The organism is Streptomyces sp. NPDC001970 (assembly GCF_053594115.1).
Genome location: NZ_JBSFDW010000002.1, coordinates 401798 through 427956 on the forward strand (window position 1 = coordinate 401798; position 26159 = coordinate 427956).

Below are 26159 nucleotides of genomic sequence, written 5' to 3' on the forward strand. Positions count from 1 at the left end.
TTACGTTCTGACAATCATGAGGCCGCGCACACGGTACGCGGCAGACATCGACCCTGTCACACGGAGGTACGCGGTGGCCCCGAGCGGCACGAACAACAGGAGGCCGGCGCGCCCGGAGACGGTCGAGGGGGCGGGTGCGCAGACCCTCCTGCTGGTCCTGCTCGGCACCGCGACCGGATTCGGACCCGTCGGATGGGTGACGGGCCTGGCCTTCACGATCGGCACGTGGGCCGTACTCACGCGTGCCCTGCGCCGTTCGCAGGTCGGGCCGTTCGGTCCGGCCAACAGGGTCACCCTGGCCCGGACGACGCTCGTGGGGGGCGTGACGGCGCTGGTCGCCGAGTCCTTCGTGAGCCGGCCGCCGACCGTGCTCCTGACCGCGCTCATCACGGTGGCGCTGGTCCTCGACGCGGTCGACGGCCACGTCGCACGGCGCACCGGGACGGAGTCGTGCTTCGGGGCACGCTTCGACATGGAGGTCGACGCGTTCCTCATCCTGGTGCTGAGCGTCCATGTCGCCCTGTCGCTGGGCGCCTGGGTGCTGGTGATCGGAGCCATGCGCTATGCCTTCGTCGCGGCGGCCCGTGTGCTGCCGTGGCTGCAGGGACCGCTCCCTCCGAGCATGGCCCGCAAGACGGTGGCAGCCGTGCAGGGGATCGTCCTCCTCGTGGCCGCCGCCGGGATCGTCCCGCGCCCTGCCGCGTACGTGGCCGTTCTCGCGGCGCTGGCGGCGCTCGTCTGGTCCTTCGGACGGGACATGCGGTGGCTGTGGGCCGTCAGGGTCCGTGACGGCGCGACCGTGTCCAAGGGTGCGACACACGTCAGGGTGTGACGTGACCGGCCCTGCGCCGCCGGGCGGTCACCGGGACGTCGGGGGCGGAACTGCGCCGCCGGGTGGTCACCGGGACGTCGGGGGCGGAACTGCGCCGCCGGGTGGTCACCGGGACGTCGGGGGCGGAGCTGCGCCGCCGGGTGGTCACCGGGACGTCGGGGGCGGAGCTGCGCCGCCGGGTGGTCACCGGGACGTCGGGGGCGGAGCTGCGCCGGGTCCCGGGCCGTAGGCGGTCAGGAAGCGGTCCCGGAAGGTGTCCATCCGCCAGACCGGGGCCCCGGGGCCGGGCTTCAGGCCCTCCTGCCAGCCCCATCCGGAGATCCGCCCCAGTGCCGCCCGGTCGCGGGCGACGACGGTGATCGGTACGTCCCGGCCGAATTCGCCGTCGGTCACCGTCGCAACGGGCTGATGGTCACCGAGGAAGAGGAGCACGGTGTCGTCGTTGCCGTACTTCTCCACGTAGTCGATCAGGCTGGCGAGCGAGTACGCGACGGCCCGCCCGTACTCGGCGCGCACCTGTGCGGGGTCCTTCCACACGTCCTCCGGGTCGTTGCCGGCCCTCTTGACGGAGTGGTAGACCGAGCCGTCTCCCATCTCGTCCCAGCCGAGCGTCCTGGGTATCGGTGCCCATGGGCTGTGGCTGGAGACGAGAACGATCTCCGCCATCAGTGGCCTGTGGTCCGGCTTGCCGTGCTCCAGGCGTTCGAAGGCGGCCAGGCTGTACTGGTCGGGTATGGGCGACCAGCTGAACTTCGGTCCCTGGTAGCCGAGATTCCGGGAGTCGTAGACCTGGTCGAGGCCGTAGAACTCCCCCTCGGGCCAGGACCGGGTGACGCCCGGCATGACGCCGACCGTCCGCCAGGCACCCGTGTCCCGGAAGGCGCCGGTGAGGGTCAGGCGGTCGCTCGAGGTGAGGCTGTCGTAGCGCTGCTGATTCTTGATCCACAGGCCGGACATGAAGGTGGAGTGCGCGAGCCAGCTGCCGCCGCCCGACGTCGGCGAGGTGAGGAAGGCGCTCCGGGAGGAGAAGCCGGCCGCGCGCAGCCGCCGGGTTCCGTCCGCGAGCACCGCGCCGATGTGCGGCGCGATCCGGGGGTCCTGGACCGCGCTGCGGCCGTAGCTCTCTATGAAGACGAAGAGGACGTCCTTGCCCCGCAGCCCGGTCAGCAACTGGTCGGCCCGGGTGCCGCGGAAAGCGTCGACGGCGGCCGCCTCCGAGAACGCCTGCCTGTCCTTCAGGCCTGCACGCACCTGACGCACGTGCTCCTGGGCCAACTCGGCCGTGCCGCGGGAGGCGAGGGGTACGGCGGCGATCTGCGCGCCGAGCGACGCGCAGATGAGCCAGACGGTCCCGAGCAGCAGCGTGCCACGGGTCGCTGCCGCACTGCGCCGGACGACGAGGTGGGACAGCCGGACGACTGCCAGGGTCATGAGGACGAGCACGGCGAGGACCAGGACCACGCCCCCGATCGCGGCGACGATCGCCCCGGTCGCCCCCGCGGAGTCCCTGAGGAACGCCTCGGCGTCGTCGAGCAGCGTCCAGTCGAGCAGGGGGTCGAACGGGCGGTCGAGAGCGGAGTGGAAGCCCATGTCGAGCAGCTTCAGGACGGTCAGCAGGCCCAGCCCCGCCCCGGCGACCACGGCGGCCACCTGCCTCGGTTTCGGCTTCAGGACGAGCAGTACCGCCGTGCCGAAGACGGCCTCCACCGGGATACGGGTGAACGCGGCGGGGACGAGGCGCGGGAGTTCGTCCGGCAGGAGGAGGGCGCCGTGCACGAGCAGGGCGGCCAGGATGGTGGTACACCGTGTCAGGGCCCGTGCGGCGCCCGGGGACCTCTTCCGCCGACCGCCGCGGACGCCTCCGCCGGGGGCGTCGCCTTCGTGGTCCGCTGCGGCCGTCCGGCCCGCCGTGTTCCGATCCGCGGCGCCGTCGTCCGGCAGCTGGTGCGGGGAGCCGTACCGTGGCGGGCTCTCCTCCGTGACGGTGCTGTCCTGATCAGGCAGTTGAGAGTGCGTCCAGAGCGACACCCGAAGGTCCTTCCGTGCGGAGCTCGGTGATGGCACGGCGAACCTGGCCCGGGGCCCGGGGCCGCGGATACCTGTACGGCGTGCGGGCGGCATCCGTTCAAGCACGCGACGACCGGGTACGCCGGCGCCGGGCGTCGCACACCGCGCCGTTCTCCCGGCACCGCGCCCAGGGCGGCTAGCTCTTGGCCCGGTGCGAATTCCGGACAGCGGGCAGCGGTTCCTGCGCCGCCTTGGTGACGTCCGCGACGAGTTCGACGACATCGGGCCCGTACGCCTGCGTGTTGACGACCTTCAGGAGCAGGACGAAGGAGTTCGTGCCGTGCTTGCGGGCGAGCTTCTCGTGGTGACGGGCCAGATAGCGGGTGGCGGCCTGATTGGTGATCGCCCGCTGGCCGCAGAAGAGGAAGACCGGCCGCGATCCCTCGCCCGCCGTGAGCCGGGCGAGGAGGACGTACTCGGTGGTGCCCGCCTCCAGGCGGTACCGCTCGGAGCCGATCTGGAACGCGCCCCGGTCCGGGCCCGGCTCCACATCCGTGTTGACCGCCACGCCGGGGAGGAGCGAGGCGAGATGCGCCGCCATGCGGCGGTTCGAGTACGGTCCGCCGACGCAGAACTCCGTACGCTCGCCGAAGCCCTGCTGGGCGACGTCGTGCTGGACGATCTGGGCGTGCGCCCCGCAGTCCTTGACGAGCGCGGAGAGTTCAAGGAGCGCGAACACGTCGAAGCGGTGCACCGCGCCCTCGCTGCCCGCCTCACGGTTCACCACGAGAAGGCACTCGGAATTCCCCGGCAGACCGAAGAAGGCCTGCTTCCGGCGGAGCCTGCGGCGCCAGAGGTGATTACGGGCGAACCAGCCGAGCGAGGCGCTGATACCGGCGGCCACGACGCCGAGCACGATGTTGCGCAGGTCTTCATTCATGGGCGCGCATGGTAGCGGTCCGGGCCGAACAGTGTTCGATGCGGTCCTGACGGGAAAGCTGAGGTGTAGTTACGCTGCGCGGACGCTTTTCGACTGGAGGTACGGATGCGTCGTGGTGCTGCCGGACGTCTTGTCACGATTCCCGCCGTCGCGCTGGCGGTGCTGTCGGCGGGAGGTGCGGCCGCGCCGACGGGGGCACCGGCCCGGGTACCGGTCAAGGAGCCGGTGGCCGTCGGCTACGGGGGAGCGGTCGCGAGCGTCGACGCGGACGCCTCGGCGGCGGGCATCGAGGTGCTGCGCGGCGGCGGCAACGCGGTGGACGCGGCGGTGGCGACCGCCGCGGCACTCGGGGTGACCGAGCCGTACTCCGCAGGCATCGGCGGCGGCGGCTTCCTGGTCTACTACGACGCGAAGTCCCGCACGGTCCGGACCGTCGACGGCCGCGAGACCGCACCCGGCTCGGCCGATGCGTCCCTCTTCCTCGAGAACGGCAAGCCCATCCCCTTCGACGAGGGCATGACCAGCGGCCTCGGCGTCGGCACGCCCGGCACACCGGCGACCTGGGACGCGGCGCTCGACGCGTGGGGGAGCCGGCCGCTGCGACAGCTGCTGAAGCCGGCCGAGCGGCTGGCGAAGGACGGATTCACCGTCGACGCGACGTTCCGCTCCCAGACCCAGGCGAACGAGGCGCGCTTCCGGGACTTCCCGGCGACGGCCGAGCTGTTCCTGCCGGGCGGGCGGCTGCCGGTGGTCGGGTCCGTGTTCAAGAACCCCGGTCTCGCGCGTACGTACGAGGAACTGGGGCGCAAGGGCACCGGAGCCCTGTACCGGGGCGCGATCGCGCAGGACATCGTGAACACCGTGCGGAAACCGGCCGTGCGGGAGGGCGCGACACGGGTCGTGCGGCCCGGTGACCTGACGCTGCGCGACCTGGCGGCGTACGAGACGGAGCGCCGGCTTCCGACGAGGGTGTCGTACCGGGGCCTGGACGTGTACGGCATGGGCCCGGCGTCCTCGGGCGGTACGAGCGTGGGCGAGGCACTCAACATCCTGGAACGGACGGATCTCTCGGGACTTGCGCAGGCGAAGTATCTGCATCGCTTCATCGAGGCGAGCCGGATCGCCTTCGCGGACCGCGGGCGGTGGGTCGGCGACCCGGCGTTCGAGGACGTGCCGGTGCGGGAGCTGCTGTCGCAGCGGTTCGCCGACTCGCGGGAGTGCCTGATCCGCGACGACGCCGTGCTGACGAGCCCGCTCGCTCCGGGTGACCCGCGGAGCCCGGCGGCGTGCGCGAGCGGCGGGAGGGCCGCGCCGACGACGTACGAGGGCGAGAACACGACACACCTGACGGTCGCGGACAGGTGGGGCAACGTCGTCGCGTACACGCTGACCATCGAGTCGACGGGCGGCAGCGGGATCACCGTCCCGGGGCGGGGCTTCATCCTCAACAACGAGCTGACCGACTTCTCCTTCGCCCCGGCCGATCCGGCGGTCCACGACCCGAACCTCCCCGGCCCGGGCAAGCGCCCCCGCTCCTCGATCTCCCCGACGATCGTCCTCGACGACCGGCAGCGGCCGGTGCTGGCGCTCGGCTCGCCGGGCGGCGCGACGATCATCACCACGGTGCTGCAGACCCTGACGGGTGTCGTCGACCGCCGACTGCCCCTGGTCGACGCGATCGCCGCCCCGCGCGCCAGCCAGCGCAACCAGCCGACGACCGAACTCGAACCCGCCCTGTGGAACAGCCCGCTGCGCGCCGAACTGGAGGCGCTGGGCCACGGCTTCCGGCAGAACCCGGAGATCGGCGCGGCGACGGGCATCCAGCGGCTGCCGGACGGGCGCTGGCTGGCAGCGGCGGAGAAGGTACGGCGAGGCGGCGGCTCGGCGATGGTGGTGCGGCCGGCGGCGCCGTAGCCCGGCCGGCGGGGGCCTGCGGCGGGCTCGGCGCGTGCCGTGTCACTCTCGTGGGTCGCCCCGGTGGCGCGGGGCGGGGCCTGAGCTGCTTGCTGGGCAGGGGGAGAGAGCGAGCAGCCCATGGAACCGAACAGGGAGCGACTGCGGACGCCGCGCGCCGCCGGCCTGGCAGGGATCGTGTTCGCGGTGCTGCTGGCGGCCGCGATCGTGCTGATCCGGCTGGCGATTCCCGAGGGAGCGACCGCGGCGGGGGACGACGTCCTCAGTCCGAACCGGCGGAGGGCGGTCCGCGCCGCGCTGGAGCTCGTGCCGTTCGCCGGGATCTTCTTCCTGTGGTTCATGGGCGCCCTGCGCGCACAGGTCGGGGAGCGGGAGGACAGGTTCGTCGCGACGGTGTTCCTGGGGAGCGGACTGATCTTCGTGGCCGCCATGTTCGGGGCCGCCGCGGCGGCGGGCAGCATTCTGGCCGACCATCAGCCGTCGGAGTTCGGCCGCACCTTCGCGTACACCCTGCTGACCACGTACGCGATGCGGATGGCCGCCGTCTTCATCTTCGCGACGACCACCATCGGGCACCGCCTCGGTGTGTTCCCGCGCCCGCTCGCCGTCGTCGGGTACGTGGCCGGTGTGGTGCTGCTGTTCGTGGGACCGGGATTCCCCTGGTCCGAACTGGTCTTCCCGGTCTGGTCCGCGATCGTCGGCGTCCATCTGATCAGGCTTCGTCTCCGGTCCCGGCCCCAGCCGGCCGACGTGGTGTGACGTCCGTCCGTTCACTCTCCCGGCCGCCACGACATGCGGCACGGTGCGCGCGATCGCATCCTGACACCGGGGAGTGACCAGGCACGGGAAGGGTTGATCCGTGGTGAGACTTGTCGTCGATCTCAACCGATGCCAGGGGTACGCCCAGTGCGCGTTCCTCGCACCGGACGTGTTCGAAATGCACGGCGAAGAATCGTTGCTGTACAACCCCCGGGCCGATGAGGCACACCGGGACGAGGTCGCCCAGGCCGTGGCCGCCTGCCCGGTCCAGGCCATCCTCATGGACCGGTCGGACGAGACCGTGCCCGACCGGGAGGCGTCCCATGCGCGGTGAGGGATTCCTCGACTGGCTCAAGCGTGAGGGGCGCATCGTCGTCGTGGGCGCCTCCCTGGCCGGCCTCAGGGCCGCCGAGACCCTCAGGGAAGAGGGCTTCGGCGGGACGCTCACCATGATCGGCGACGAGCCGTGCGAGCCGTACGACCGGCCCCCGCTGTCCAAGGGGGTCCTGCTGGGCAAGGCCACCGCGGACCGTACCGCCCTGCCGCGGCGCCGGGCCCTGGACGCGGAATGGCGGCTCGGGGTCCCCGCCTCCGGGCTCGACATGGCCGCCAGGCGGGTACGGCTGGCCGACGGCGACGAAGTGGCGTACGACCGGCTGCTGATCGCCACCGGCGTACGGGCGAGGCCGTGGCCGAAGGAGGCCGAGGCCGAACTCGACGGGGTCTTCGTCCTGCGCACCCGCGACGACGCCAGTGCGCTGCACAAGCGGCTGACGGCCGGCCCCCGCAGAGTCTTCGTCATCGGTGCCGGCTTCACCGGCTCGGAGATCGCCTCCGCCTGCCGCGAGCAGGGCATCGCCGTCACCGTCGCGGAACGGGGCGCCGCGCCGCTGGTGGGCGCGCTCGGCGGGGTCGTCGGCGAGGTCGCCGCACAGCTGCAGCGCGAGAACGGTGTGGACCTGCGGACCGGCGTGATGGTGACCGGCCTCGAAGGCGACTCGGCGGGGCGGGTGCGCGCCGCCCACCTCTCGGACGGCTCCAGCGTCGAGACGGACGTCGTGGTCGTCTCGCTCGGCGCGACGCGCAACACCGAGTGGCTCGCCGGTTCGGGCCTGGGCGCGGGTCCCCGGGGCATCGCCTGCGACGCCGGCTGCCGGGCCTTCGACATCCGGGGCATCGTCACCGACGACGTCTTCGTGGCCGGTGACGTGGCACGGTCCCCCCACCCGCTGTTCGCGTACCAGTTCCTGTCCCTGGAGCACTGGGGCAATGCCGTCAGCCAGGCCGAGACCGCGGCGCACAACATGCTCTGCGAGAGCGTGGAACGCCGTCCCCACATCTGGGTCCCGGCCTTCTGGTCCTCGCAGTTCGGCGTGAACATCAAATCGGTCGGCGTGCCGTCCATGGGCACGGAGATCCTCATCTCGCAGGGCTCGCTCGCCGAGCGCAGATTCGTCGGTGTGTACGGGTTCCAGGACCGCGTCATCGGCGCCGTCACCTTCGACCAGGCGCGGTGGCTGCCGTTCTACGAGCGGCTGATCGAGACCACGGCGCCGTTCCCGCCGCAGTTCCCCACCGTGGACCGCCGTCCCGAGGGGATGCGGCCGGTGCCGGCCGACTTCCCCGACCCGTCGGTGCCCACCCACGGACCGACCGTCACCCTCAGTGGCTACTCGCCGTCCGACCGGCGGATCACCTTCACGCCCGCCCGGCACTGACCCCAGGCCCGCGGACCCACGCCCCCAAGGACCCGTCATGACGCAGACCGCGTTCCTACGGCAGATCAGTGATTACGCCGTCCGCGCGAACCCGTATCCGTTGTACGCGGAGCTCCGCAAGACGCCGGTGACGTACGAGGGAGACAACACCTACATCGTCAGTACGTACTGGGAGGTTTGGAACCTTCTCCACGACCCCCGCATCAGCTCCGACTCACGCAACATCGACTCGCCGACTGCTGACGCCCTGGCGGAACCGGCCGAGGAATCGCCGCTGCCGCCCAACTTCCTGCATCTCGACCCTCCCGAGCACGACCGGTTCCGCCGCATCACGAACCGGCCCTTCGGACCACCGCACAGCCCGCACCGGATCAACGGCATGCGCGGGGAAATGCGCGAGATGATCTCCGGCATCATCGACGCCATCGGGAGCACGGACCGGATCGACCTGGTCGACCAGGTCGCCTACCCGCTCCCCGTGACGGTGATCTGCCGGCTGCTCGGTGTGCCGACGGAGGACGAGGCACGCTTCCACCAGTGGGCCGACGCCATCGTCGCGGGCCTGGACATGAACCCCGACGCGGACCGCGCCGAGCTGATGCGCAGGGTTCACCGAGCGCGGCTGGAGATGGGCACGTTCCTGAACAACCTGATCGAGGCGCGCCGCAACAACCCCGGCGACGACATGCTCTCCCAGCTGGCGACCAGTCATGGACCGGACGGGGCCATGACGACGCCGGAGCTGATGAGCACCGCGGTCCTGCTGCTCATCGCCGGCCACGAGACGACGGTCAACCTGATCACCAACGGGATGCTCACGCTGCTGCGCCACCCGGAAGCCCTCCAGCGGCTGCGGAGCGATCCGGACCTGGTCGTCCCCATGGTGGAGGAGCTGCTGCGCTACGAGCCGCCGGTGCACTTCGTGGTACCCCGCGCGACCCTCGCGGACATCGAGATCGGCGGAGTCGGCATCCCCAGAGGGGCGACGGTCTACCTCGCCGTGGCCGCCGCCAACCGTGACCCGGAGCGCTTCCCCGACCCTGACACGTTCATCCCGGACCGCGAGGACAACCAGCACCTCGGCTTCGGCAGCGGCATCCACAGCTGCTTCGGGGCGCCGCTCGCCCGGCTGGAGACGCAGCTCGCGCTCACCGCACTGGCCCACCGGCTCGACAACCCCCGTCTGCTGGAGGACCCGCCGCCGTACCGGCGGAACGTGACCCTGCGCGGCCCCCGCCATCTGCCCATCGCCTGCGACGCCATCCGCCCTCAGGCGCCGGCCGGCACCGGCCGCGAGCGAACACAAGGACTGTCATGACCCAAGACAACCTCCTGCGGCAGATCATCGACTACGACAACCGCGCGAACCCGTATCCCCTGTACGCGGAGCTGCGCAAGACGCCGGTGCTCGACGAGGGAGACGGCGCGTACGTCGTGAGCACCTACTGGGAGATCCTGAGTCTCCTGCACGATCCGCGGGTCAGCTCCGACGCCCGCAACCGGACCGCGCAGCCCGGCCCCGATCTGGAGGCGGAGGGGGAGGAGACGGGTCTGCCGCCCAGCTTCATCCGGCTCGACCCTCCGGAGCACGACCGGCTGCGCCGCATGACGAACACGTCCTTCGGCCCGCCCCACAATCCCCGCCGGGTCCACGAGATGCGCGGCGAGCTCGGGGGGATCGTCTCCGGGCTCATCGACGGCATCGGGAACACGGACCGGATCGACCTGGTCGAGCAGTTCTCGTACCCGTTCCCGGTGACCGTGATCTGCCGGCTGCTCGGCGTGCCGCGCGAGGACGAAGCGCGCTTCCACACCTGGGCGGACACCCTCGCCGCCAGCCTCGACCCGACCCCGGGCGAGGACCCGACGGAGCGCAACCGGATCGCCCACGAGGCCAGGACCCAGCTCGGCATGTATCTTGCCGGGCTGATCGAGGAGCGCCGCAAGAACCCCGCGGACGACATGCTCTCCGAGCTGGCGGCCGCCAAGGGCCCGGACGGGTCGATGACGACGATGGAGCTGCTCAGCACCGCCGCCCTGCTGCTGATCGCCGGCCACGAGACCACGGTGAATCTGATCACCAACGGGATGCTGACGCTCCTGCGCAACCCGGACGTGCTCCAACGGCTGCGCGAGAACCCGAAACTGGCGGTGCCCGTCGTGGAGGAGCTGCTGCGCTTCGAGCCGCCGGTGCAGCTGGTGCCGAACCGCACCACCGTCGCGGACATCGACGTCGGTGGCGTCACCATCCCGAAGGGCGCGTCGCTGTGGCTGGTCGTGGCCGCCGGCAACCGCGACCCGCAGCGCTTCGAGAACCCCGAGCGGTTCGACCCGGACCGCAAGGGCATCGAGCACCTGGGTTTCGGCAGCGGCATCCACAGCTGCTTCGGTGCGCCGCTCGCCCGGCTGGAGGCGCAGCTCGCGCTGAGCGAGCTGGCGCGCAGGCTCGTGAACCCCCGGCTGCTGGAGGATCCGCCCGAGTACCGGCAGAACGCGGTCCTGCGCGGCCCTCGCCATCTGCCCATCGCCTGCGACGACATCCGGCCGTGAGCGGCCGGGCCTGAGCGGGATCAGAGCGAGGTCAGGATCCGCGGGCCGTCGTCCGTGATCGCCACCGTGTGTTCGGCGTGCGAGGCGCGGGATCCGTCCGACGTGCGCAGCGTCCAGCCGTCCCGGTCCGTGTAGTGGCCGTCGCCACCGCCCTCGATCAGCATCGGCTCGATCGCGAGCACCATCCCGTGGCGCAGCGGCATTCCGCGGCCCGGGCGGCCCTCGTTCGGGACGCTCGGGTCCTCGTGCATCGTGCGGCCCACGCCGTGGCCGCCGAAGCCGGACGGGATGCCGTAGCCCGCGGCCCGGCAGACGCGGCCGATGGCGTGGGCGATGTCCCCGATGCGGTTGCCGACGACCGCCGCGCCGATGCCCGCCGCCAGGGCCTCGTACGCGGTGTCGACCAGGCGTACGTCCTCGGGGCGGGGGCGGCCGACGGTGAAGCTGATGGCCGAGTCGCCGACCCAGCCGTCCAGGACCGCTCCGCAGTCGATGCTCACGAGGTCGCCGTCGCGGAGCCGGCGGCCGTCCGGGATGCCGTGCACGATCGCGTCGTTGACGGACGCGCAGACGACGGCGGGGAAGGGGATGGGGGCCCAGTCGGGCCGGTAGTTCAGGAAGGGCGAGCCCGCGCCGGCCTCGCGGAGCACGGCACGGGCGGTCTCGTCCAGGGCCTGGAGCGTGACGCCGACGGCCGCCGCCTGCCGTACCGCGGCGAGGGCCTGCGCGACGACCCGGCCGGCGGCGCGCATGGCGTCCAGGGATGCGTCTGTCTTGATCTCCACCATGCCAATTACTATACCGGTCGAAGCGGTATTAGAATGACGGCATGGTTCGTACGCCCCTGACCCCCGAAGAGCGCGAACGCGGCGAGCGGCTCGGCCGGTTGCTCCGTGAGGCGCGCGGCCCGCGGAGCATGGTGGAGGTCGCGGCGGCCGCCGGGCTCTCGCCCGAGACGCTCCGCAAGATCGAGACGGGCCGCGCCCCGACCCCGGCCTTCTTCACCGTGGCCGCGCTGGCCGGCGCGCTCGGCCTGTCCATGGACGACCTCGTGACGCGCTGCGCGCTCGTGCCCGCGTAGCCGTGACTACGTGGCGACCGCCAGCTGCACCCGGCTGTGGCGCGGCCGCTCGATCTCGTCCAGCAGCGCGATCGCCAGATCCGCGTGCGAGATACGGCCCGGACCGTCCAGGACCGTGCCCACCGCCGCCCGGTAGCCGCCGGTCCGCGGCGCCTCGGCGTCCAGATTCATCGGCGGGACGACCATCAGCCAGTCCAGGGACGCCGGATCCGCCGCGGCCAGCACCCCGAACTCGGCGACATGGCCCTGCGAGAACGCCCGGTACTCCGCCGGGAAGCCCGGCGCGTCCATCACCCGTACGCCGGGCGCGGTCTCCAGTGTCGTCGCGATGCCCAGCACCAGCAGCCGATGTACGCCCGCCTCACCCAGACCCGCGATCAGGGCCTTCGCCGCTGCGGTGAAGTGCTCCACGGACGGGATGTCCAGCCGCGCCGAGGCGTTGACCGCGGCGCCGTGGCCCGCCGCGAGTGCCGCCACCGATGCGGCATCGGTCGCGTCGCCCCGTACGACCGTGATGCCGTCCCCGCCCAGGGCCGGGTACTTCGCGGGGTCCCGCACCACCGCCGTCACCCGGTGGCCGCGGGCCACCGCCTCCGCCACGGCCGCCCGGCCGACCCGTCCGCCTGCTCCGAAAACGATGATGTCGCTCATGTCCCGGACGGTAGATCGGACATGCCTGGTTACTTCAACGGTACTGGGCTAGCGTCCGAGCCATGCCTGCCACCCGCGAGCCGCTGCGCGCCGACATGTTCCCCGAAGCCGACTGCTTCGCCGGGGCCGGGACGCGGCCGCTGCGCGTCGGTGACAAGTGGTCCGCATGGGTGCTGCGCTGCCTGGACGGCGGCCCGCGCCGCTTCTCCGAACTCCGCGTACCGCTCCACTGGATCACCCCCAAGGTGCTCACCGAGACCCTGCGGTCGATGGAGCGCAACGGCTTCCTGAGCAGAACCGTGTACGACGAGAACCCGCCGCGCGTCGAATACGAACTGACCGCGCTCGGCCGCTCGCTGCTCGGCCCGCTCGACACCGCCTGCGCCTGGTCGCGTGCCCATCTGGCCGAGATCACTCAGGCCCGTGGCGCCTACGACTCCGGAGTGGCGCACCGCGCGGAGTAGGGTCGCGCCGTGGATCTCCAGGAGCTCGACCGCGCGAAGTACATCAGCCTCACCACCTTCCGCAAGGACGGGACGGGCGTCGCCACACCCGTGTGGTTCGCCGTCGAGGGGGGTGAGGTGTACGTGTGGACCCGCTCCGACTCGTGGAAGGTCAAGCGGCTGCGCAGGGACGGCCGGGTCACCGTGGCCGCGTGCGATGTGCGCGGGAGGGTCGCGGAGGGCGCCGAGGCCGTGGAGGGAACGGCGCGGCTGCTGGACGACGCGGACATGAAGAAGGTCCGCAAGGCGCTGCTGCGCAAGTACACCTGGCAGTTCTGGCTCGTCGACCGGCCCGCCGCCGTCGTACGGCTCGGCAAGCGCCCGCACACGGGCATCGCAGTGACGCTCCCGCTACGTTGAGCGATCCGCTCCGCCACCGAAAACTCCGCGTAGCCGTCCCGTAACACGGCTGAGGTCGAATGCCTGCGAACCGGAAGCGAAGGGGCGGGCGGAGATGGTGGTGCATCAACTCCCCGTGGAAGTAGGGGTTTTCGCGCGGTACCTGAGAGAGCTGGCCGACCGGCTCGACCGGGGCGGCGGCTGGTACGCGGTCTTCTGGCAGCGCGACCCCGGCGGACTGGTCGCCTGCCTGCAGGGCGCGGAGATCCCGCCCTGGGACGTGGTGGAGTCGCTCCTCCAGGACCTCCCGGCCGACGGCGGCGAGACGGTACGCGCCCGGGCCCTGCACTCCGCCGCGGCTGCCGCGCACGACCGCATGTCCGGGGGTCCGGACGCCCTCCAGGAGCGACTGGACCTGATGCGCCGCGAACAGGCCTACGCGGCGGACCGCGGCCAGGAACTCCTGCGTCAACTGTCCGCCCTGCCCGAGCGCAGCCCCGAGTACCAGCGCCTCGCCCACGAACTGTCCTGGACGAACGACGACCACACCCGCGCAACTGCTCGCTGCACGGAGCTGTCCGCTCGCCTCGCGGCCCTGGGGGACTGGGCGTCGGGTCACCCCGACGGGGACGTCTGGACACCGCCTGCAGATCGCCGGCCGGGACCGGCCGGCGCCTCACCTGGCGCTAGACCGCCCAACCCCGGTCGGCAGGACCCTGCTTCGGCCGCCGAGGTGTCCCCCCAGGCGTTCTCCGAGGCAGCCCCCGAGGTGTCCCCCCAGGCGTTCTCCGAGGCAGCCCCCGACGCGGCCCCCGAGGCGCCGGCCCACGGCCCCGCGGAGTCCTCGCGGAGCACCCGGCGCAGCACGAAGCGGAGGCCCAGGGGTGCCCGGTACGCCTGGGGCGACGGGGGAGACGACGAGGCTGTCGCCGTACCCGACCTGCCCGCCGCCGGCATCCGTCCGCGCGGCGCGCGCTTCGGCGGGGCGGACGCGGGCGCAGCGGTCGAGCCGGAGGCGGCGCACGAGAGGCAGGGGGAGGAGGTCGCCCGCGCGCGGCGCGCAGCGGCCGAGACCGTCGCCGCCCTCGTACGGCTGCGCGCCGAGGGGCGCGGCGGCGAGGCGCACGCCCAGCTGTGCGAGGCCGCCGTCCGCCCCGCCGCCTGGCTGCCGGTGCTGGCGGCGGAGCTGCACCGCGCGGGCCTCGGCGCCGACTGGGCCACGCTGCTCTGGGAGGCCGCGTCGCTGCCGCCGGGCCGGCTCGCCGCCGCCGCGGGGGCGCTCGCCGCGGCCGGGAGGGCCGAGGACTGCGGGCAGCTGCTGCGCCAGGGCGTCGCCCGCCCGGCCGCCGAGATCGCCGACGCCGTGCTCGCCCTCGGCGAGGCCGGCGACCGCGCCGAGGCGGACGCGCTGCTCACCGCCTTCGTCCGGGCCCGCACCCCGGAGGACTCCGCGCAGCTCACGGCCCCCGACCCCCGCAGGCTGGTACCGCAACTGCTCGTCGCGGCCCGTGCCGTGTCCCCCGAGCGCGAGCGCGATGTGGTGCACGCCCTGCGCGTCGCCGGGATCGTCAGCGGTTGAAAAAGTACGGTATACGCTGTTTGTCGACCGCTCAGGTGTGAAACATGATCGACACTGCGGGTTGACGACGATGGTCTTGCCCCAGTGTGTGACGGGGCTTACGTTCTCCTCCTACGCACCGTGTCTACGTGCGTAGAGGCTCTCTGACGTCCTGTCGAAGGAGCAGCTCATGACCAACGTCGTACGCGCCGCACTCGTCCAGGCGACCTGGACCGGCGACACCGAATCCATGATCGCCAAGCATGAGGAGCACGCCCGCGAGGCGGCCCGGCAGGGTGCCAAGGTCATCGGATTCCAGGAGGTCTTCAACGCGCCGTACTTCTGCCAGGTGCAGGAGGCGGAGCACTACCGCTGGGCCGAGCCCGTCCCCGACGGACCCACGGTCCTGCGCATGCGCGACCTCGCCCGCGAGACCGGCATGGTGATCGTCGTGCCCGTCTTCGAGGTCGAGGGCTCCGGCTTCTACTACAACACCGCCGCCGTCATCGACGCCGACGGCACCTTCCTCGGCAAGTACCGCAAGCACCACATCCCGCAGGTCAAGGGCTTCTGGGAGAAGTACTACTTCAAGCCGGGCAACGCAGGTTGGCCCGTCTTCGACACCGCCGTCGGCAAGGTCGGCGTATACATCTGCTACGACCGCCACTTCCCCGAGGGCTGGCGCCAGCTCGGCCTGAACGGCGCCCAGTTGGTGTACAACCCGTCCGCCACCTCGCGCGGACTCTCCTCCTACCTCTGGCAGCTGGAGCAGCCCGCGGCCGCCGTCGCCAACGAGTACTTCATCGCCGCCATCAACCGCGTCGGCCAGGAGGAGTACGGCGACAACGACTTCTACGGCACCAGCTACTTCGTCGACCCGCGCGGCCAGTTCGTCGGCGACGTCGCCAGCGACAAGGAGGAGGAACTGGTCGTCCGCGACCTCGACTTCGGCCTCATCGAGCAGGTACGCCAGCAGTGGGCGTTCTACCGAGACCGCAGGCCCGACGCCTACGAGGGGCTGGTGCAGCCATGAGCGACCTGTACGACCGGCACCGGGCCGTCATCCCCGACTGGGTGGCCCTCTACTACCAGCAGCCCATCGAGATCAGCCACGGCGAGGGACGGCACGTCTGGGACGCGGCCGGCAACCGCTACCTCGATTTCTTCGGCGGCATCCTCACCACCATGACCGCCCACGCCCTCCCCGAGGTCACCAAGGCGGTGAGCGAACAGGCCGGGCGGATCATCCACTCCTCCACGCTCTACCTCAACCGCCCCATGGTCGAGCTCGCCGAGCGCATCGCCGCCCTCTCCGGAATCCCCGACGCCCGCGTCTTCTTCACGACGTCCGGCACCGAGGCCAACGACACGGCGCTGCTCCTGGCCACCGCGTACCGCAGGTCGGGACAGATCCTCGCGATGCGCAACAGCTACCACGGCCGCTCCTTCTCGGCCGTCTCCATCACCGGCAACCGCGCCTGGTCCCCGACCACGCTCTCCCCGCTGCAGACCCTGTACGTGCATGGCGGCGTCCGCACCCGCGGGCCGTACGCGGCGCTGTCGGACGCGCAGTTCACCGAGGCCTGCGTCGCCGACCTGGAGGACCTCCTCGGCCACACCCACGACGTCGCCGCGCTCATCGCCGAGCCCGTCCAGGGCGTCGGCGGCTTCACCTCCCCGCCCGACGGGCTGTACGCCGCGTTCCGCGAGGTCCTGGACCGGCACGGCATCCTGTGGATCTCCGACGAGGTGCAGACCGGCTGGGGCAGGACCGGCGACCACTTCTGGGGCTGGCAGGCGCACGCCGAGAACGGCCCGCCGGACATCCTGACGTTCGCCAAGGGCATCGGCAACGGCATGTCCGTCGGCGGCGTCGTCGCCCGCGCCGACGTCATGAACTGCATCGACGCCAACTCCATCTCCACCTTCGGCGGCTCGCCCGTCACCATGGCGGCGGGCCTGGCGAACCTCACGTACCTCCTCGAACACGACCTGCAGGGCAACGCGCGCCGCGTCGGCGGACTCCTCATCGAGCGGCTGCGCGCCATCGGCGCCGCCGTCCCGGCCGTCCGCGAGGTGCGTGGCCGCGGACTGATGATCGGCGTGGAGCTGGTGAAGCCGGGTACGGACGAGGCGTATCCGGAAGCCGCATCCGCCGTGCTCGAAGCGGCCCGCGAAGGCGGCCTGCTCATCGGCAAGGGCGGCGCGCACAACACCAGCGTGCTGCGGCTCGCACCGCCGCTGTCGCTCACCGTCGCGGAGGCAGAGGAAGGGGCCGCGATCCTCGAACGGGCCCTGCGCAGCGTCCAGTCATGAGGAGAAGCAGGGAACCATGAGCAACCGCACCCTGATCCGCGGCGGACTCGTCATCACCGCCGCCGACGAGACCCATGCCGACGTCCTCGTCGAGGACGGGCGCATCGCCGCCCTCGCGGCGCACGGCTCCACCGCGGCCGAGAGCTGGACCGCCGACCGCACCATCGACGCCACCGGGAAGTACGTCATCCCGGGCGGCGTCGACGCCCACACCCACATGGAGCTGCCCTTCGGCGGCACCTTCGCCTCCGACACCTTCGAGACCGGCACCCGGGCCGCCGCCTGGGGCGGCACCACCACCATCGTGGACTTCGCCGTCCAGACCGTCGGCCACAGCCTGCGCGAGGGACTCGACGCCTGGTACGCGAAGGCCGACGGGAACTGCGCCGTCGACTACGGCTTCCACATGATCCTCTCCGACGTCAACGAGTCGTCGCTCAAGGAGATGGACCTGCTCGTCGAGGAGGGCGTGACCTCCTTCAAGCTCTTCATGGCCTACCCCGGCGTCTTCTACAGCGACGACGGACAGATCCTGCGGGCCATGCAGCGCGGCACCGCCAACGGCGGACTGATCATGATGCACGCCGAGAACGGCATCGCGATCGACGTCCTCGTCGAACAGGCCCTCGCGCGCGGCGAGACCGACCCCCGCTATCACGGCGAGGTCCGGAAGGTGCTGCTGGAGGCCGAGGCCACGCACCGCGCGATCCAGCTGGCCCGGGTCGCGAGGGCACCGCTGTACGTCGTCCACGTCTCGGCCGACGAGGCCGTCGCCGAGCTCGCCGCCGCCCGGGACAAGGGGCTGAACGTCTTCGGCGAGACCTGCCCGCAGTATCTGTTCCTGTCCACGGACAACCTTGCGGAGCCGGACTTCGAGGGCGCGAAGTACGTGTGCAGCACGCCGCTGAGGCCCAAGGAGCACCAGGCGGCGCTCTGGCGCGGGCTGCGCACCAACGACCTCCAGGTCGTCTCCACCGACCACTGCCCCTTCTGCTTCGCCGGCCAGAAGGAGCTCGGCCGGGGCGACTTCTCCAAGATCCCCAACGGCCTGCCGGGCGTGGAGAACCGCATGGACCTGCTCCACCAGGCGGTGCTCGACGGACACATCAGCAGGCGCCGGTGGATCGAGATCGCCTGCGCGACCCCTGCCCGGATGTTCGGGCTCTACCCGAAGAAGGGCACGATCGCGCCGGGCGCCGACGCCGATGTCGTGATCTACGACCCGGGCGTCGAGCAGGTCCTGTCGGCCGAGACCCACCACATGAACGTCGACTACTCGGCGTACGAGGGGAAGCGGATCACCGGCCGGGTGGAGACCGTCCTCTCACGCGGCGAAACCGTCATCGACCAGCGGGAGTTCACCGGCCGCGCCGGCCACGGCGTGTACACCCCCCGCTCCACCTGTCAGTACCTGAACTAGGAGGTCCCGGTGGACTTCGGACTCGTCCTGCAGACCGATCCGCCCGCCTCGGCGGTCGTCGGCCTGATGCGGCGCGCGGAACGCAACGGCTTCCGGTACGGCTGGACCTTCGACTCGGCGGTGCTCTGGCAGGAGCCGTTCGTCATCTACAGCCAGATCCTGGAACACACCCGGAAGATGCACGTCGGCCCGATGGTCACCAACCCCGGGACCCGGACGTGGGAGGTGACCGCATCGACCTTCGCCACGCTCAACGAGATGTTCGGCAACCGGACGGTGTGCGGCATCGGGCGCGGCGACTCCGCGATGCGCGTCGCCGGCCGCAAGCCCAACACCCTGGCGCGCCTCGGCGAGGCGATCCCCGCCATCCGTGACCTCGCCGAGGGCCGGGAGACGGTCATAGACGGGCAGACGGTCCGCATCCCTTGGGTGCGGAACGGAAAGCTGCCGGTGTGGATGGCCGCCTACGGTCCGAAGGCGCTGGCACTCGCCGGGCAGAAGGCCGACGGGTTCATCCTGCAGCTCGCCGACCTCTACCTCACCGAGTGGATGGTCAAGGCGGTGCGCGACGCCGCGGCGCAGGCCGGCCGCGACCCGGACTCGATCACGATCTGCGTCGCGGCGCCCGCGTACGTCAGCGACGATCTGGCGCACGCGCGGGATCAGTGCCGCTGGTTCGGCGGGATGGTCGGCAACCATGTCGCCGACCTCGTCGCGCGGTACGGCGAGCACTCGGACATGGTGCCCGAGGCGCTCACCGCGTACATCAAGGAACGGCACGGCTACGACTACGGCCACCACGGGCGCGCGGGCAACCCGTCGACGGACTTCGTGCCCGACGAGATCGTGGACCACTTCTGCCTGCTCGGGCCCGTGTCCGCGCACATCGAGAAGCTGAAGGCGCTGCGGGACCTGGGCGTCGACCAGTTCGCGGTGTACGCGATGCACGACGCCCGGGAGGCCGTGATCGACGCGTACGGCGAGCACGTCATCCCCGCGCTGGGCTGACCCGGGGGCCCCGCCCCGGACCGCCGTGCCTGAGGCGGGGCCTCGCCCCTCCCCGAACCCTGCGTCCTACTCCCGTGGGCGTGGGGGACCCCATTTCCCGAACAGTGGGCAGGCCCCCGACCCGGTTGCGGGCTCTGCCCCCGGACCCGCGTCCCCTAGGCCCTTCGGGCATGGGGGAACGCGGACCCCTGCGTCCTGCTCCCGTGGGCGTGGGGGACCCCATTTCCCGAACAGTGGGCAGGCCCCCGACCCCGTTGCGGGCTCTGCCCCCGGACCCGCGTCCCCTACGCCCTTCGGGCATGGGGGAACGCCCCACCGCGATCGTCGGCGGGGCGTGACGTCGGGGCCTTTCCCCGGGCCCCTGCCCCATTCGGCAGAGGGGCTCCTTGGGAGCCCGTCCGCGTGTGAGGCCGGTCACCGGGCCCAGCGCCCGGTACCGGCACGTCCGGGGGCCGGGGCGAAGCCCCCCGTTCGGGACGTTCCCCCCACGCCCGCAGGGCGGAGGGGGAGGGGCAGGGAGAAGGCCCGCCGCAGGCGACGCCCACACCACTCATCGAAAGGCCGCTCATGACCGGTACCGCCGCCATACCGCCGACCCCCACCCCCGACCCCAACGCCCACCTCGACGGCCGCGTCGAACTCGCACCCGGTGCCGTCCCCGCCGGCAGCCGGTTCGTCAACGCCGACCTGCTGCCCGTCCCCGTCGCCCGCCGGCACTGGACGACGTACAACTTCGCCGCGCTCTGGGTGGGCATGGCCCACAACATCCCGTCCTGGCTGCTCGCCTCCGGGCTCGTCACGCTCGGCATGGACTGGAAGCAGGCCGTCTTCACGATCGCCCTCGCCAATGTGATCGTGCTGCTTCCGATGCTGCTCACGGGCCATGCCGGGCCCAAGTACGGCATCCCCTTCCCGGTGCTCGCCCGCGCCTCCTTCGGGCTGCGCGGCGCCAACCTCCCGGCGCTCATCAGGGCGGGCGTCGCCTGCGCCTGGTTCGGCATCCAGACCTGGATCGGCGGGCAGGGGATCTTCGTCCTGCTCGGCACGATCTTCGGCGGCTGGACGGACGTGGCGGAGGTGGGTGGCCAGCCGTGGACGCTCTGGCTCTGCTTCGTGGTCTTCTGGGTGCTCGAACTGGCCATCATCTACCGGGGGATGGAGACCCTGCGCCGCTTCGAGAACTGGGCGGCGCCCTTCGTCATCGTCGGCGCGCTGGTGCTGCTCGTGTGGATCGCGATCAAGGCGGGCGGCTTCGGCCCGCTGCTCGACCAGCCGTCCAAGCTGGGCTGGGGGCCCGACTTCTGGCCGGTCTTCTTCCCCTCCCTCATGGGCATGATCGCCTTCTGGTCCACGCTCTCGCTGAACATCCCGGACTTCACCCGATTCGGCGCCGGGCAGCGCGCCCAGGTCTGGGGCCAGACCCTCGGGCTGCCGACGACCATGACGCTCTTCGCGCTGCTGTCCGTGTTCGTCACCTCGGGATCCCAGGCGGTGTACGGGGCGCCGATCTGGGACCCGGTCCAGCTCGCCGCCAAGGCCGACAACGTCTTCGGGCTGCTGTTCGCCCTGGTGACCGTGCTGATCGCGACGATCTCGGTGAACATCGCGGCGAACGTCGTCTCGCCCGCGTACGACCTCGCGAACCTCGCCCCGCGTTTCATCAACTTCCGTACGGGCGCGCTGATCACGGGAGTCGTCGGCGTCCTCATGATGCCGTGGAAGCTGACCGAGACCCCCGAGCTCTACATCTTCACGTGGCTCGGTCTGGTCGGCGGCCTCCTCGGCACGGTCGCGGGCATCCTCATCGCCGACTACTGGATCGTCCGCCGCACCCGCCTGGAGCTGGCGGAGCTCTACCAGCCGGGCGGCCGCTACTGGTACTCGTCCGGCTGGAACTGGCGGGCCGTGGCCGCCTTCGCGGTCGGCGGGGTGCTGGCCGTGGGCGGCTCCCACTCCCAGCCGGGCAAGGGGCCGTTCCCCGAGGACGGCCTGATCCCCTTCCTGAAGCCGCTCGCGGACTACGGCTGGGCGGTGGGGCTCGCGGCCGCCCTCCTGCTGTACACGCTGCTGATGGGGGCGACGAAGCACGCACAGCCCGACGCCGGCTGACAGTGCGACACCGACAGGTCCGCTCCGCCGATGGCCGGGGGAGCGGACCTGTCGGCCTTCCGCCCTGTGTGACGGACATCACCATGCATGAACGCACATCCTCAGGTCATCATATGACCCGATCGCCGCAGGGATCACGAGCCGGGCTGCCACGCCCGGACGGCGGAGCGAGACGAGGATGGGCTGGGCATGAACGACCAGGACAGGCCGGCACGGCCGCGCGTGGGCGTGGTGGGACTCGGGGCCATGGGCCTCGGCATGGCCCGCAGCCTGCGGAACGCGGGCCACGACGTGGGTGTCCACGACCTGCGGCCGGAGGTGGCCGCGGCCTTCGCCCGTGACGGCGGTACGGCGTTCGCCACGGCCGGCGAACTGGCGGCCGAGGTGGACGTCCTGGTCGGCGTCGTGGTCAACGCGGCGCAGGTCGAGTCGGTGCTGTTCGGTGCCGACGGGGCGGCCGGGCGGCTCCGCCCGGGCGCCGTCTTCGTGATGTGCTCCACGGTCGACCCCGCCTGGTCCGCCGAGCTCGAGGTGCGCCTGGCCGGGAAGGGCGTGCTCTACCTGGACGCCCCCGTCTCCGGTGGTGCCGCGCGGGCGGCCACCGGCGAACTCACCATGATGACGTCGGGCTCCGCCGCCGCGTACGCGGTCGCCGACCCGGTGCTGGAGGCCATGAGCAGCACCGTCTACCGCCTGGGGGACCGGGCGGGGCTCGGCTCGAAGGTCAAGATCGTGAACCAGTTGCTCGCGGGCGTGCACATCGCCGCGGCAGCCGAGGCCATGGCACTCGGCATCAAGGCCGGAGTTCCGGCCGAGGCACTCTACGAGGTCATCACGCACAGCGCCGGCAACTCGTGGATGTTCGAGAACCGCATGGCGCACGTGCTCTCCGGTGACTACACGCCCCTTTCCGCGGTCGACATCTTCGTCAAGGACCTCGGGATCGTGCTCGACTCCGCCCGCCCGGAGAAGTTCCCGCTTCCCCTCGCCGCCACCGCCCACCAGATGTTCCTCCAGGCGTCCGCATCCGGCCTGGGGGCCGAGGACGACAGTGCGGTCATCAAGATCTTCCCGGGGATCGATCTGCCCGAGCCTGCGGAGGCCTGACATGGGAATCCGACTCGGCTGCATCGCCGACGACTTCACCGGCGCCACGGACCTGGCCAACAACCTCGTGCGCGCGGGCATGCGCGTGGTCCAGCTGATCGGCGTGCCGCAGGGCGCCGCCGAGCAGGTGATGGACGCGGATGCCGTGGTCATCGCGCTCAAGTCACGGACAGTCCCGGCCGCCGACGCCGTCGAGGCCTCGCTGCGTGCACTCGCCTGGCTGCGGTCCGCGGGCGCGGAGCAGATCTACTTCAAGTACTGCTCCACCTTCGACTCGACCCCGGCCGGCAACATCGGGCCGGTCACCGAGGCACTGATGGACGCACTGGGCGCCGACTTCACGATCGCGACACCGGCGTTCCCCGACAACGGACGCACGGTCTTCAAGGGCCATCTCTTCGTCGGCGACGTGCTCCTCAGCGACAGCGGCATGCGCGACCACCCGCTCACGCCGATGACCGACCCCAACCTGGTCTCCGTGCTCGGCGCGCAGACCGCACGACCGGTCGGCCTCATCGACCACACGGTCGTCGCCGCCGGCTCGGACGCGATCCGTGCCCGTATCGACGCCCTGCGCGAGGACGGCTCCGGGATCGCCATCGCCGACGCGGTCACCAACGACGACCTCCTGCGTCTGGGGGCCGCGGTCCAGGGGCTGCCCCTGGTGACCGCCGGCTCGGGCCTGGCGATCGGCCTGCCCGCGAACTGGGGCCTCACGCCGTCCCCGGCCGTGGCGCAGCTGCCGCCGGCCGGCGGCCACCGGGCGATCGTCTCCGGATCGGTCTCCGTCGCCACGAACGGCCAGGTCCAGCAGTTCCTGCGCAGCGGCCGGCCGGCGTTCGGTGTGGACCCCTTGCGCATCGCGGACGGCGAGGACGTGGTCGGCCGGGCCCTGGCCTTCGCCGAGTCGCACCTGGCCGTCGGACCGGTCCTCGTCTACTCCACCGAGGCGCCCGACGCGGTCCGGACCGTCCAGGGCCGGCTCGGGGCCGCCGAGGCCGGTGAGCTCGTCGAGCGGACCCTGGCCCACGTCGCGCAGGGACTCGTGGAGCGCGGTGTCCGCCGGCTCGTCGTGGCGGGCGGCGAGACCTCGGGAGCGGTCGTCCAGGCCCTCGGCATCACCGGGCTCCGGATCGGACCGCAGATCGACCCGGGTGTGCCATGGTGCGCGGCGACCCTCCCCGACGGGGACACGCTCCACATCGCGCTCAAGTCCGGCAACTTCGGCGGCCCCGGCTTCTTCACCGACTCGTTCGCCCTCCTGGACGGGGACGCCTCATGACCGAACTCCCCGGCACCGCCGTCGACAGGGCGCGCAAGGAGATCGTCCGGGTGGGCACGAGCCTGTTCGCCCGGGGGTACGTCCACGCCGGCGCCGGCAACATCAGCGCCCGGGTCGGCGACTCCCACCTGATCACCCCCACCGACGCCGCCCTGGGCTTCCTCGAACCCGACCGCCTTGCTCTGGTCGACGCCAGTGGCGAGCAGATCGCGGGCGACCGCGCCAGCAAGACCCTGACGCTCCACCGGCGCATCTACGCCGCCGACCCCACGGCCCGGTTCGTCGTCCACACCCACTCGACGCACCTGGTCGGGCTCACCCTGGCCGGGGTGTGGAGCCGGGACGACGTGCTCCCGCCCCTCACTCCCTACTACGTGATGAAGGTCGGTCACGTCCCGCTCATTCCGTACCACCGGCCCGGCGACCCGCGCGTGGCCGACCTGGTGACCGCCCGGATCGCCGACCGCCGGGCGAGCCGCACGCCGATCAGGGCCGTCCTGCTCGACCGGCTGGGCCCCGTGGTCTGGGGCCCCGACGCGGCCACCGCCCTCGCCGTCCTCGAAGAACTCGAGGAGACGGCACGACTCTGGCTCCTGACCGACCGTCGCCCCGAGCCGCTCCCCGCCCACGCCATCGACGAACTGAGGTCCGCGTTCGGCGCCGCGTGGTGACCAGCTCCACCCCTGTCAGAGAATCCCCTGAGCCGCGAGAAGGATTCCGTCATGTCCCTGCCCATAACGGTGGGCGAGGCCCCCGACCTCGCCCGCGAGAACGCCGTCTTCCGCAAGGTTGTGCGGCGGATCGTCCCCTTCCTCATCCTCTGTTACGTCGTCTCCTACCTCGACCGGGTCAACGTCGGTTTCGCGAAGCTGCAGATGTCCGACGACCTCGGATTCAGCGAGGCGGCGTACGGCCTCGGCGCGGGCCTGTTCTTCATCGGCTACTTCCTCTTCGAGGTCCCCTCGAACCTGATACTGCAGCGCGTCGGCGCCCGCACCTGGATCGCCCGGATCATGATCACCTGGGGCCTGGTCTCGGCGTCGTTCATGTTCGTCACCAACGAGGCGACGTTCTACGTGCTCAGGTTCCTCCTCGGCGCCGCGGAGGCGGGCTTCTACCCGGGAGTGATCCTCTACTGCACCTACTGGTTCCCGTCGAACCGCCGTGCCCGGGTGATCGCGATGTTCATGTCGGCGATCCCGGTGGCCGGCATCTTCGGAAACCCGCTCTCCGGCTGGATCATGGACCGGTTCCAGGGCGTGAACGGCTGGCAGGGCTGGCAGTGGATGTTCCTGCTCGAGGCGATCCCCGCGCTCGCCATCGGCGTGGCCACGCTGTTCTACCTCGACAACGACGTGCGCAGCGCGAAGTGGCTCACCGACGAGGAGAAGGCCGTCGTCGAGCGGGCGATCGCCGACGACGCCACGCACCAGACGGTGCACGGCCGGGTCTGGGACGCCTTCCGCGAGCCCAAGGTGTGGCTGATGTGCCTCATCTACTTCTGCTTCGTGATGGGCCAGTACGCCCTGACCTTCTGGATGCCCACCTTCGTCGAGTCCACCGGCATCAAGGGCAACCTCGCGATCGGCGTGCTCAGCGCCGTGCCGTACCTGGCCGCACTCGTCGCGATGAACCTGTTCGGGCACTCGGCGGACAAGCGCCGCGAGCGCCGCTGGCACCTGGTGGTCCCGGCCCTCATGGGCGCTGTCGGGTTCTCGCTGGCCGCCGGCTGGTCCGGGTCGACCGCGTTGTCCCTGGTCGCGCTCTCCTTCGCAGCGGCAGGCGTACTGACCTGCGCCCCGCTGTTCTGGTCGCTGCCCACCGCGTTCCTCGGCGGCGCCGCCGCCGCGGCCGGCCTCGCCGCGATCAACTCGGTGGGCAACCTCGCCGGCTTCGTCAGCCCGTACATGATCGGCTCGCTCAAGGACGCCACCGGCTCGACGTCGGTCCCCATGTACGTCCTGGCGCTGAGCCTCGTCGTCGGCGCCGGCGCGGTGCTCACCACCAAGAAGCAGGTCGTCAACCGCTGACCGGGTCCGGCCCCGGTCCCAACACAGGAGCCAGC

At 71.7% G+C, this 26159-nt stretch carries 25 protein-coding genes; 20 read left to right on the top strand and 5 right to left on the bottom strand.

What is annotated here, in order from left to right; translation table 11 throughout:
• Nucleotides 1-73: 73 nt before the first annotated feature.
• A complete protein-coding gene (locus ACWCP0_RS04315; protein WP_451077318.1) occupies nucleotides 74-832 on the top strand; it encodes a CDP-alcohol phosphatidyltransferase family protein in 759 nt (252 codons plus the stop codon).
• On the opposite strand, the gene ACWCP0_RS04320 is transcribed toward ACWCP0_RS04315, so the two are convergent.
• From ACWCP0_RS04320 to ACWCP0_RS04330, 3 genes are all read right to left on the bottom strand, one after another.
• Nucleotides 822-1019 (bottom strand): hypothetical protein, encoded by a 198-nt coding sequence (locus ACWCP0_RS04320; RefSeq protein WP_451077319.1) that lies wholly within the window; start codon nucleotides 1017-1019, stop codon nucleotides 822-824. The genes ACWCP0_RS04315 and ACWCP0_RS04320 overlap by 11 nt on opposite strands.
• On the bottom strand, nucleotides 1016-2860 hold the full coding sequence (locus ACWCP0_RS04325) for a sulfatase (protein WP_451077320.1): 1845 nt from the start codon (nucleotides 2858-2860) through the stop codon (nucleotides 1016-1018). Before ACWCP0_RS04325 ends, ACWCP0_RS04320 begins: the two co-directional genes overlap by 4 nt.
• Before the next feature lie 175 nt (nucleotides 2861-3035).
• Entirely contained in the window at nucleotides 3036-3779 is a 744-nt protein-coding gene (locus tag ACWCP0_RS04330; RefSeq protein ID WP_451077321.1) for a hypothetical protein, read from the bottom strand.
• 105 nt (nucleotides 3780-3884) lie between these two features.
• On the opposite strand from ACWCP0_RS04330, the gene ggt reads away from it, so the two are divergent.
• The 6 genes from ggt (at nucleotide 3885) to ACWCP0_RS04360 (ending at nucleotide 10720) form a co-directional block, all read left to right on the top strand.
• Nucleotides 3885-5693: a gamma-glutamyltransferase gene (gene ggt / locus ACWCP0_RS04335; protein WP_451077322.1), complete on the top strand. Its 1809-nt coding sequence runs from the start codon at nucleotides 3885-3887 to the stop codon at nucleotides 5691-5693.
• A gap of 120 nt (nucleotides 5694-5813) precedes the next feature.
• The gene (locus ACWCP0_RS04340) at nucleotides 5814-6452 is read left to right on the top strand and encodes a hypothetical protein (protein WP_451077323.1); all 639 of its coding nucleotides are present in this window, start codon (nucleotides 5814-5816) and stop codon (nucleotides 6450-6452) included.
• 103 nt (nucleotides 6453-6555) lie between these two features.
• A complete protein-coding gene (locus ACWCP0_RS04345) occupies nucleotides 6556-6786 on the top strand; it encodes a ferredoxin (RefSeq protein WP_451077389.1) in 231 nt (76 codons plus the stop codon).
• Nucleotides 6776-8170, top strand: coding sequence for an NAD(P)/FAD-dependent oxidoreductase (locus tag ACWCP0_RS04350; RefSeq protein ID WP_451077324.1), 1395 nt, complete (start codon nucleotides 6776-6778; stop codon nucleotides 8168-8170). Before ACWCP0_RS04345 ends, ACWCP0_RS04350 begins: the two co-directional genes overlap by 11 nt.
• A gap of 37 nt (nucleotides 8171-8207) precedes the next feature.
• Nucleotides 8208-9488 (top strand): cytochrome P450, encoded by a 1281-nt coding sequence (locus ACWCP0_RS04355; RefSeq protein WP_451077325.1) that lies wholly within the window; start codon nucleotides 8208-8210, stop codon nucleotides 9486-9488.
• Nucleotides 9485-10720, top strand: coding sequence for a cytochrome P450 (locus ACWCP0_RS04360; RefSeq protein ID WP_451077326.1), 1236 nt, complete (start codon nucleotides 9485-9487; stop codon nucleotides 10718-10720). Before ACWCP0_RS04355 ends, ACWCP0_RS04360 begins: the two co-directional genes overlap by 4 nt.
• A 20-nt stretch (nucleotides 10721-10740) precedes the next feature.
• Here the strand turns inward: ACWCP0_RS04360 and map are convergent, their stop codons facing one another.
• Nucleotides 10741-11508: a type I methionyl aminopeptidase gene (map, locus tag ACWCP0_RS04365; RefSeq protein ID WP_451077327.1), complete on the bottom strand. Its 768-nt coding sequence runs from the start codon at nucleotides 11506-11508 to the stop codon at nucleotides 10741-10743.
• Nucleotides 11509-11549: 41 nt separating this feature from the next.
• Between map and ACWCP0_RS04370 the strand changes: the two genes are divergently transcribed.
• Nucleotides 11550-11801: a helix-turn-helix domain-containing protein gene (locus ACWCP0_RS04370; RefSeq protein WP_451077328.1), complete on the top strand. Its 252-nt coding sequence runs from the start codon at nucleotides 11550-11552 to the stop codon at nucleotides 11799-11801.
• A 6-nt stretch (nucleotides 11802-11807) separates the two neighbouring features.
• Here the strand turns inward: ACWCP0_RS04370 and ACWCP0_RS04375 are convergent, their stop codons facing one another.
• Complete coding sequence (locus ACWCP0_RS04375; RefSeq protein WP_451077329.1) at nucleotides 11808-12452, bottom strand: NAD(P)-dependent oxidoreductase; 645 nt, start codon at nucleotides 12450-12452, stop codon at nucleotides 11808-11810.
• A gap of 62 nt (nucleotides 12453-12514) precedes the next feature.
• Here ACWCP0_RS04375 and ACWCP0_RS04380 point away from each other — a divergent pair, with 62 nt between their 5' ends.
• The 12 genes from ACWCP0_RS04380 to ACWCP0_RS04435 all read left to right on the top strand — a co-directional run bounded on the left by ACWCP0_RS04380 (nucleotide 12515) and on the right by ACWCP0_RS04435 (nucleotide 26124).
• Nucleotides 12515-12916 carry a winged helix-turn-helix transcriptional regulator gene (locus ACWCP0_RS04380; protein ID WP_451077330.1) on the top strand — a complete coding sequence of 134 codons (402 nt, stop codon included), beginning with the start codon at nucleotides 12515-12517 and terminating at the stop codon, nucleotides 12914-12916.
• 9 nt (nucleotides 12917-12925) lie between these two features.
• Entirely contained in the window at nucleotides 12926-13315 is a 390-nt protein-coding gene (locus ACWCP0_RS04385) for a PPOX class F420-dependent oxidoreductase (protein WP_451077331.1), read from the top strand.
• 115 nt (nucleotides 13316-13430) lie between these two features.
• A complete protein-coding gene (locus ACWCP0_RS04390; RefSeq protein ID WP_451077332.1) occupies nucleotides 13431-14873 on the top strand; it encodes a UL36 very large tegument protein in 1443 nt (480 codons plus the stop codon).
• A gap of 169 nt (nucleotides 14874-15042) precedes the next feature.
• A complete protein-coding gene (locus ACWCP0_RS04395; protein ID WP_451077333.1) occupies nucleotides 15043-15885 on the top strand; it encodes a nitrilase-related carbon-nitrogen hydrolase in 843 nt (280 codons plus the stop codon).
• Nucleotides 15882-17168 (top strand): aspartate aminotransferase family protein, encoded by a 1287-nt coding sequence (locus ACWCP0_RS04400; RefSeq protein WP_451077334.1) that lies wholly within the window; start codon nucleotides 15882-15884, stop codon nucleotides 17166-17168. The genes ACWCP0_RS04395 and ACWCP0_RS04400 overlap by 4 nt, the downstream gene beginning before the upstream one ends.
• Nucleotides 17169-17184: 16 nt before the next feature.
• On the top strand, nucleotides 17185-18588 hold the full coding sequence (gene hydA / locus ACWCP0_RS04405; protein WP_451077335.1) for a dihydropyrimidinase: 1404 nt from the start codon (nucleotides 17185-17187) through the stop codon (nucleotides 18586-18588).
• A 9-nt stretch (nucleotides 18589-18597) separates the two neighbouring features.
• A complete protein-coding gene (locus tag ACWCP0_RS04410; protein ID WP_451077336.1) occupies nucleotides 18598-19596 on the top strand; it encodes a TIGR03842 family LLM class F420-dependent oxidoreductase in 999 nt (332 codons plus the stop codon).
• Between the two features lie 567 nt (nucleotides 19597-20163).
• Complete coding sequence (locus ACWCP0_RS04415) at nucleotides 20164-21705, top strand: NCS1 family nucleobase:cation symporter-1 (RefSeq protein ID WP_451077337.1); 1542 nt, start codon at nucleotides 20164-20166, stop codon at nucleotides 21703-21705.
• A gap of 189 nt (nucleotides 21706-21894) precedes the next feature.
• Nucleotides 21895-22812 (top strand): L-threonate dehydrogenase, encoded by a 918-nt coding sequence (gene ltnD, locus ACWCP0_RS04420; RefSeq protein ID WP_451077338.1) that lies wholly within the window; start codon nucleotides 21895-21897, stop codon nucleotides 22810-22812.
• Between the two features lies 1 nt (nucleotide 22813).
• Nucleotides 22814-24094, top strand: a complete 1281-nt coding sequence (otnK, locus tag ACWCP0_RS04425; protein ID WP_451077339.1) for a 3-oxo-tetronate kinase — start codon at nucleotides 22814-22816, stop codon at nucleotides 24092-24094.
• On the top strand, nucleotides 24091-24765 hold the full coding sequence (locus ACWCP0_RS04430; protein WP_451077340.1) for a class II aldolase/adducin family protein: 675 nt from the start codon (nucleotides 24091-24093) through the stop codon (nucleotides 24763-24765). The genes otnK and ACWCP0_RS04430 overlap by 4 nt, the downstream gene beginning before the upstream one ends.
• A 51-nt stretch (nucleotides 24766-24816) precedes the next feature.
• Nucleotides 24817-26124 carry an MFS transporter gene (locus ACWCP0_RS04435; RefSeq protein ID WP_451077341.1) on the top strand — a complete coding sequence of 436 codons (1308 nt, stop codon included), beginning with the start codon at nucleotides 24817-24819 and terminating at the stop codon, nucleotides 26122-26124.
• The last annotated feature ends 35 nt before the right edge of the window (nucleotides 26125-26159 follow it).

Coding starts and splice junctions, on each gene's coding strand:
- map (WP_451077327.1), bottom strand. CDS start 11,508: ATGGTGGAGATCAAGACAGACGCATCCCTGGACGCCATGCGCGCCGCC.
- ACWCP0_RS04395 (WP_451077333.1), top strand. CDS start 15,043: ATGACCAACGTCGTACGCGCCGCACTCGTCCAGGCGACCTGGACCGGC.
- ACWCP0_RS04340 (WP_451077323.1), top strand. CDS start 5,814: ATGGAACCGAACAGGGAGCGACTGCGGACGCCGCGCGCCGCCGGCCTG.
- ACWCP0_RS04430 (WP_451077340.1), top strand. CDS start 24,091: ATGACCGAACTCCCCGGCACCGCCGTCGACAGGGCGCGCAAGGAGATC.
- hydA (WP_451077335.1), top strand. CDS start 17,185: ATGAGCAACCGCACCCTGATCCGCGGCGGACTCGTCATCACCGCCGCC.
- ACWCP0_RS04380 (WP_451077330.1), top strand. CDS start 12,515: ATGCCTGCCACCCGCGAGCCGCTGCGCGCCGACATGTTCCCCGAAGCC.
- ltnD (WP_451077338.1), top strand. CDS start 21,895: ATGAACGACCAGGACAGGCCGGCACGGCCGCGCGTGGGCGTGGTGGGA.
- ggt (WP_451077322.1), top strand. CDS start 3,885: ATGCGTCGTGGTGCTGCCGGACGTCTTGTCACGATTCCCGCCGTCGCG.
- ACWCP0_RS04370 (WP_451077328.1), top strand. CDS start 11,550: ATGGTTCGTACGCCCCTGACCCCCGAAGAGCGCGAACGCGGCGAGCGG.
- ACWCP0_RS04415 (WP_451077337.1), top strand. CDS start 20,164: ATGACCGGTACCGCCGCCATACCGCCGACCCCCACCCCCGACCCCAAC.
- ACWCP0_RS04360 (WP_451077326.1), top strand. CDS start 9,485: ATGACCCAAGACAACCTCCTGCGGCAGATCATCGACTACGACAACCGC.
- ACWCP0_RS04400 (WP_451077334.1), top strand. CDS start 15,882: ATGAGCGACCTGTACGACCGGCACCGGGCCGTCATCCCCGACTGGGTG.
- ACWCP0_RS04375 (WP_451077329.1), bottom strand. CDS start 12,452: ATGAGCGACATCATCGTTTTCGGAGCAGGCGGACGGGTCGGCCGGGCG.
- ACWCP0_RS04330 (WP_451077321.1), bottom strand. CDS start 3,779: ATGAATGAAGACCTGCGCAACATCGTGCTCGGCGTCGTGGCCGCCGGT.
- ACWCP0_RS04355 (WP_451077325.1), top strand. CDS start 8,208: ATGACGCAGACCGCGTTCCTACGGCAGATCAGTGATTACGCCGTCCGC.
- otnK (WP_451077339.1), top strand. CDS start 22,814: ATGGGAATCCGACTCGGCTGCATCGCCGACGACTTCACCGGCGCCACG.
- ACWCP0_RS04435 (WP_451077341.1), top strand. CDS start 24,817: ATGTCCCTGCCCATAACGGTGGGCGAGGCCCCCGACCTCGCCCGCGAG.
- ACWCP0_RS04350 (WP_451077324.1), top strand. CDS start 6,776: ATGCGCGGTGAGGGATTCCTCGACTGGCTCAAGCGTGAGGGGCGCATC.